This window comes from Ureibacillus sinduriensis BLB-1 = JCM 15800, assembly GCF_000772955.1.
Taxonomy (GTDB): Bacteria; Bacillota; Bacilli; order Bacillales_A; family Planococcaceae; genus Ureibacillus; species Ureibacillus sinduriensis.
The window spans coordinates 40,715-47,452 of the sequence record NZ_JPVO01000035.1; the positions used below are offsets into that span (position 1 = coordinate 40,715).

Annotated in this window: 7 protein-coding genes; 4 read left to right on the forward strand and 3 right to left on the reverse strand. The window is 39.1% G+C overall.

The genetic code is table 11. From position 1 onward, the window contains the following. Nucleotides 1-99: 99 nt before the first annotated feature. The gene (locus CD33_RS02110; RefSeq protein WP_036197712.1) at nucleotides 100-1,188 is read right to left on the reverse strand and encodes an FUSC family protein; all 1,089 of its coding nucleotides are present in this window, start codon (nucleotides 1,186-1,188) and stop codon (nucleotides 100-102) included. Nucleotides 1,189-1,332: 144 nt separating this feature from the next. Further along, nucleotides 1,333-2,622: a glutamate-1-semialdehyde 2,1-aminomutase gene (locus tag CD33_RS02115; protein WP_036197713.1), complete on the reverse strand. Its 1,290-nt coding sequence runs from the start codon at nucleotides 2,620-2,622 to the stop codon at nucleotides 1,333-1,335. A gap of 115 nt (nucleotides 2,623-2,737) precedes the next feature. Between CD33_RS02115 and bcp the strand changes: the two genes are divergently transcribed. The 3 genes from bcp (at nucleotide 2,738) to perR (ending at nucleotide 4,826) form a co-directional block, all read left to right on the forward strand. Then, the gene (bcp, locus tag CD33_RS02120) at nucleotides 2,738-3,196 is read left to right on the forward strand and encodes a thioredoxin-dependent thiol peroxidase (protein WP_036197715.1); all 459 of its coding nucleotides are present in this window, start codon (nucleotides 2,738-2,740) and stop codon (nucleotides 3,194-3,196) included. 41 nt (nucleotides 3,197-3,237) lie between these two features. After that, a complete protein-coding gene (locus CD33_RS02125) occupies nucleotides 3,238-4,185 on the forward strand; it encodes a D-2-hydroxyacid dehydrogenase (RefSeq protein ID WP_036197716.1) in 948 nt (315 codons plus the stop codon). Nucleotides 4,186-4,379: 194 nt separating this feature from the next. Then, complete coding sequence (perR, locus tag CD33_RS02130) at nucleotides 4,380-4,826, forward strand: peroxide-responsive transcriptional repressor PerR (RefSeq protein WP_036197718.1); 447 nt, start codon at nucleotides 4,380-4,382, stop codon at nucleotides 4,824-4,826. A 157-nt stretch (nucleotides 4,827-4,983) separates the two neighbouring features. Here perR and CD33_RS02135 read toward each other — a convergent pair whose 3' ends face one another. Then, complete coding sequence (locus CD33_RS02135) at nucleotides 4,984-5,331, reverse strand: YgzB family protein (protein ID WP_036197719.1); 348 nt, start codon at nucleotides 5,329-5,331, stop codon at nucleotides 4,984-4,986. 218 nt (nucleotides 5,332-5,549) lie between these two features. On the opposite strand from CD33_RS02135, the gene CD33_RS02140 reads away from it, so the two are divergent. Next, a complete protein-coding gene (locus CD33_RS02140; RefSeq protein ID WP_036197721.1) occupies nucleotides 5,550-6,440 on the forward strand; it encodes a nucleotidyltransferase-like protein in 891 nt (296 codons plus the stop codon). The last annotated feature ends 298 nt before the right edge of the window (nucleotides 6,441-6,738 follow it).

Below are 6,738 nucleotides of genomic sequence, written 5' to 3' on the forward strand. Positions count from 1 at the left end.
AAAACCCCCATGTGTCTTCACATGGGGGTTACAATTTAATACTATTCGAAACGATCGGTAATCATAACCCAAGCCAACTCTCGGTCGAGTTATGCAATTTTAATAGAAACTTTGCTCCAAGTCTGAGTTTTTTTCATTACTATGGTAGCTTCGGTAAGAGACGATTAAAGTATCTAGATGCTCCAAGTTTTCTTCGTAATCCAACAAACGGGAGAAGATATAGAACAAGTGATAACTTGAAAATTCTTCTTCGCCTTCCCTCTTTTGTTCAAAAGCAATTTGCTGGATTAGCTGCTCCATAACATCTACATACTTCTTGTCCTGTTCATCAAACCATTTGGAATGCTCCGGTTTCAATTTCCCAGTGAACTTTAGGAGCAATTGTTCATGGAAAGTGAGTAAGAAGTCCAATCGTTCTTGTACCATGCCCCTGAAATGGCCAGGCAAATTCGCGATCTCATTTTCATGCTTATGCAAACGGTGCAGGAGCTCCAGGCTTTTTTTCGTTGTTATAATCATTTGGCGATATAGAACGAGTTTACGGGCTTGTATAAATCGTTTTTTCTTCGAGTAATGCCGTTCTTCTTTGTAGAAGTCATACATTTTTTCAACATCGCTAAGCCGATCCTGAAACTTGCTCAGTGCAGCTTTGGTGGATGTATGCTCGGATGCTTGCCTCGCTGCAAGTCGAGTCCATCGAATAATATCATCTTGTAATGAATCGATTGTTGTAAATAACTTGATTTCATATCGAGGTGGAAGAAATACTAAATTGACGATAAAGGCTGCAAATACCCCGACCATGACTGTTAGAAATCGAATGATGCCGAATTCCAAAAAGTCGTCACCTTCAAATATCATGATAGCTACTACCGTTACAAGTGCTAACGATATCGAACTATCCAGTTTGAACTTTCTCATAAGTCCAATCACTATGATGGCTGCAATCCCGATTGCGACAATATGATGACCAAAAATTAAACCGAATAGCACGGCGACTGTAGCACCGATGATATTCCCCTGTATTTGTTCTATGATGGACAAATAAGAGCGGTAAATAGACGGTTGGATGGCAAAAATTGCAGCAATCCCGGCGAAAACAGGAGAAGGTAAGTTTAGTAAGTCTGCTAGAAAAAGTGCAAATACAATGGCTACACCTGTTTTTAGTACACGGGCACCTAATTGCATGGAAAAATTCGCCCTCTCTTTTTTAAAATACTTTACCCCGCACAAAGCGGGGAAATCACATTACTTTACCTAATTTTCTCACTTGGGTCAACTAGTTTAATGTATATAAATTGCATCGAAAATATTAATGAAAACTTCTTCCTATTATTTTAATTGTGAAAAAGCATAATCAACCGCTGCAATTGTTTCTATGATATCTACCTCTTTATGTTCTGTTGTCAGGAACCACGCTTCGTATTTGGATGGAGCCAGATTAACTCCTTTAGACAACATTAATTTAAAGAATCGCCCGAACATTTCACCATCGGAATTTTCCGCTTGTTCATAGTTTTCTACTTTTTCATTTGTAAAATAAAGAGTCAATGCACCTTTTAACCGGTTAACTGAAATTGTGACACCGTGTTTTTTCGCAGCTTCCAATATCCCATTTTCTAATAGGGCACCAAGACGATCCATTTCCTCATACACACCAGGTTGTTTCAACACTTCAAGGCAAGCTATTCCTGCGAGCATGGAGGCAGGGTTTCCAGCCATTGTTCCAGCTTGGTATGCAGGTCCGAGGGGAGCAACAGTTTCCATTACTTCTTTGCGGCCACCATAAGCACCAATCGGTAATCCACCGCCAATAATTTTGCCCATTGCAGTTAAATCCGGACTTAAGCCGAGTAAATCTTGAGCAGCACCATAATGGAAACGAAACGCAGTAATCACTTCGTCATGTATCGTTAATGCACCTTTTTCTTTTGCCATGGCATGAACAAATTCTAAAAATCCTGGTTTAGGCTCTACGATACCGAAGTTCCCTACAATCGGTTCGATCAGGATGGCAGCAACTTCATCGCCCCATTTATCCATCGCCAATTGGAATTGTTCCTTATTGTTAAAAGGTACTGTTATGACTTCCGTAGCTACTGCAACGGGAACTCCGGCAGAATCAGGTGAACCGAGCGTTGCGGGTCCTGATCCGGCAGCAACGAGCACTTGATCGAAGTGTCCATGGTAGCAGCCGGCAAATTTAATGATTTTTGTACGGCCAGTATATGCGCGTGCGACACGTACAGTTGTCATAACTGCTTCAGTACCGGAATTAGTGAAGCGTACTTTATCCAATGAAGGAATCGCATCCTTCAGCATTTTGGCAAACTTCACTTCATGCTCTGTAGGCGTTCCGTATAATACCCCGGTTTCCGCTGCCAAGGTGATGGCTTTTGCGATATGTGGGTGGCCGAATCCAGTAATAATCGGACCGTATGCGGCTAAGTAGTCAATGTAGCGATTACCATCTACATCCCAGAAGTACGCACCTTTCCCTTTTGCCATGACAACAGGTGCGCCGCCCCCAACCGCTTTATACGAACGTGATGGGCTATTAACGCCCCCTACGATATGCTCCAATGCTTGGATCTGGATTTCTTCAGATTTTGTATGATTCATTTGTAAAGCCTCCTCATTCATTTCATTTCCTATTGTAGACCTATTCAAAGCGAATGCCAAAGAATTTGAAAGTCATACCCGTCTTTTGTACGATAGAGAAAAGGGAGGAATATTTATGGAATCGTTAGTGAATATGGGAGCACCAGACTTTACATTATATAATGAAAAAGAAGAGGAAGTATCCTTAAGGGATTATCGAGGTAAAAAGGTTGTCCTGTATTTTTACCCAAAGGATATGACGCCTGGCTGTACGACGGAAGCGTGTGATTTCCGCGACCACCATGAGGAATTTGTTGGTTTGAATACTGTCATTCTTGGTGTCAGTGGTGATGAGTCGAGCAAGCATACAAAATTCATCGAAAAATACGGTTTACCTTTCTCTTTGTTGGTTGATGAAAATCATGAAGTTGCAAAAAAGTACGGAGTTTGGGTATTAAAGAAAATGTACGGGCGTGAATTCATGGGAATTGAACGTGCTACATTCCTTATCAATGAAGAGGGGATTGTCGAAAAGGAATGGAAGAAAGTAAAAGTGAAAAATCATATCGAGGAAATTTTGAACAGTTTGCGCTAATGAAAGTTTCAGAACGCATTATTTGATTGGGAGGGGAAAAAATGAAAGTTTATTTTACTTTTGATTCTAGACCGGATTTACAAAAGCAACTGACAGAACAATTTCCAGAAGTTGAGTTTGCTTTTCGTAAAGGGATTGTCGATGGGGATTTGGAAACAGCTGAAGTAATCGTTACATACGGAGAAGATTTAACCGAAGAGCATATTTTTAAGGCCCACAATTTGAAATGGATTTTTGTCGCTTCGGCTGGAGTTGAAAAAATGCCCAAAAATGCCATTGCCGAAAGGAATATTCTTGTATCGAATGTACGGGGAATCCATAAAAAACCGATGACCGAATCGATCCTCGCGCATATTTTAGCCATAAAACGTGTATTGCCAACGATATATACTAACCAACGCAATAAAGTATGGGACAAAAGAGGGGGGCACCCGACAGAACTTAATGGAAGTACGGCACTCATCATTGGTCCTGGTGCTATTGGTGGGGAGATAGGAAGACTGCTGCAAGCATTTGAAGTATATACAATTGGCTGTAACCGAAGTGGGAATCCGGCGGACTATATGAATGAAACATATCGTATTGATGATCTAGTCGAGCATTTGCCAAAAGCGGATATAGTCATCTCCGTTTTGCCAAGTACGGATGAGACCGAACATTTAATAGGGTACGAGCACTTTCAAGTAATGCGGGACAATGCACTCTTTATGAATTTCGGCAGAGGGAATTTAGTCGAGACAAATGTGCTAATTCGCGCATTGGTAGAAAAACAGATTGGCCATGCGGTGCTTGATGTCTTTGAAGAAGAGCCGCTTCCTCTTGATAGCAGACTTTGGGATATGGATAACGTAACAATCTCTCCGCATTGTTCAAGTCACTCATCCCGTTATTTGGAAAGGAGCCTGGAAATTTTTATACCTAGCTTGAAGAAGTATTTGGGCGGCGATATGGATATTGAGAATAAAATGGATATTTTACGTGGCTATTGAGAATGTTTGGATGAGAAAGTCGCTGAATATTCCTTATGCTAATAATACTAAATGTTTAATATTGTTAATTTTTTATGATTCGTCGTGTTGAAATATCAGTAGAAGGTATGGAATTGTTGACTACATTCAGTATTTTGGGTACACTATTTATAACTATTATAAATTAAGAATTGAGTAGAAAGAGGTGCATGGCGATGTCTGAAATGCATTTGAAAGATGCCCTAGACACGTTAAAGACAACTGGTGTAAGAATTACTCCGCAGCGTCATGCTATTTTGGAATATTTAATTGAAACAATGACACATCCAACTGCAGATGAAATATATAAAGCTCTAGAAGGCAAGTTTCCCAATATGAGTGTAGCAACTGTTTACAACAACCTACGTGTATTCCGTGAATCAGGTTTAGTAAAGGAACTAACATATGGAGATGCAGCAAGTCGATTTGATTTCATTACAAATGACCATTATCACATGATTTGTGAATCCTGTGGAAAGATTGTTGATTTCCATTACCCCGGTTTAAACGAAGTAGAGCAATTTGCATCACATGTAACAGGCTATAAAGTACATTCTCATCGTTTGGAAGTATACGGTACTTGTCAAGAGTGTATTGAAAATGTGGGAAAACAAGTTTTGTAAATGAGGCTCCAGCCTAGTGACGGTATGTTGCTAGGTTTTTTATTTTGGTTGGTTTTAGTTTGGCCGGGATAACTATGAGAGTCTGAAATGCTAGTCCGCCGCGCGCAAAGCAAATAATTGAATGAAAAAGCCGACCCTTCTTAGGAGTCGACTACGTTCATCTTTTTTTATTATAATCTTGATCAAACTCTTTACCCTCTAAAGATGGATCTAGCGTAAGGGGTTCGTTGCAGTACATACACATATCAACACGGCCGAGTACTTTCGTGTGTCTTTGGCAATTCGGGCAAACGACCTGAACGGCCTTTGTCGATAGCAGACCAATCCATCCATATACGGCTGTACTACCAATAATGCATAGTAACCCTAGCGTCATAAAGATGATAACCAATAGTTGATTTTCACGGAAGAAAATTGCCCCGTACATAATAACGAAACCGATGAAAATTAATGATAGGGCGAATGAGCGGATTTTATTTATTTTATTTTTATATGTTTTTGCCATAATTCTTTAGCCTCCCAATCTAGATTCTACTATAACATAGAACGTTTTCATTTGAGGATAAGAAAGTATAGAAATTTTTAAGGTTTGATTCATAATAGATAAGTAGTGACTGTGAATGGAAGCACAAGTTCTTCCGTCTGGTAATAGTGGAAAGAAGGATTCTTTTTGTGGATGTCGAAAAAACAAATTATCGCAAACGAAATTTAGGAGGATTATAAATGGAGCACATTTTGCGCCCGATCTACCAAGAACGTGCAAGCCAGTCAGATACTTTAGGTGTCATTCTTGTGACAAAACGTGAAGAAACAATAAGTGTTACCGATACTTTTGATTCGGTGTTATTAATAGTTGTAAAAGAAGCGGACATGCCAATTTTCACAAAACATTATTTGCATGAAGATAAAAAGATGGCCATGCACGTTATAACTGAAGAGTTATTAAATAAAAGACTGAATGTTGGATTGGATAGAAGGATTGTAGATTGGATCTTCCATGGCAAAATCATGTTCGATCGCAACGAATATTTATCGGATTTGAGATTAAAGCTGCAGGAGTTTCCTTTCATGGGCCGTAAATTGAAGACAGGGATACAATTCTCAAAATTGATTCGCCGTTATCTTGAAGGTAAAGAGTTTTTCAATCGCGGGAATTATTTTGACTCCTATCATCATGTTGTTGATTCCTTGCATCATCTAGCGCGCCTGGCCGTAATTGAAAATGGTCTATATCCGGAAGTGACAGTTTGGTCCCAGGTGAAAAAGTTGGAGCCTTCGATATATAAATTATACGAAGAACTTGTAATGAGTACGGAAAGCCTGGAGAAAAGGCTGGAGTTGCTCTTTTTGGCCATCGAGTTCTTAATTAATTCAAGAACACATGACGGAGCGGAGCATATATTAGAAACGATGTTAACCAAAGATACATGGACTACACAGGAATTACATAATGATAATGAGTTGAAATATTATTCGAAGGACTTGGAAGTTTTTGTAGAGTACCTGATTGACAAAGGGTATATCTTAACAGAATCGAAACTTTCAAAAAGTGGTTTAATCTATCATCGACATTATAAAGTTGATAAAGACTTCGTATCTTCTTCATACGAGTGATCTGCTTTGAATTTATATTAAAGCCGTAGAGAACAGTCATATCGGGGTGTTTAAACACCTCGAAAACTTTTTTGATATAAAGTGTTGACATTCATGCTAGTCTAGATGTATTATTGTAAACGTCGCTGATGCGAATAAACAAAAACATCGGAACAAACACTTTCTCGAAAACAACTTTTTGAAAAAAAGTTGTTGACAGCGTTTTGGTGAAGATGTTATTATAGAGAAGTCGCTGAAAAATGACAGAAATTAATGAACCTTGAAAACTGAACAACAAAACGTTAATGAAATCGTTTCT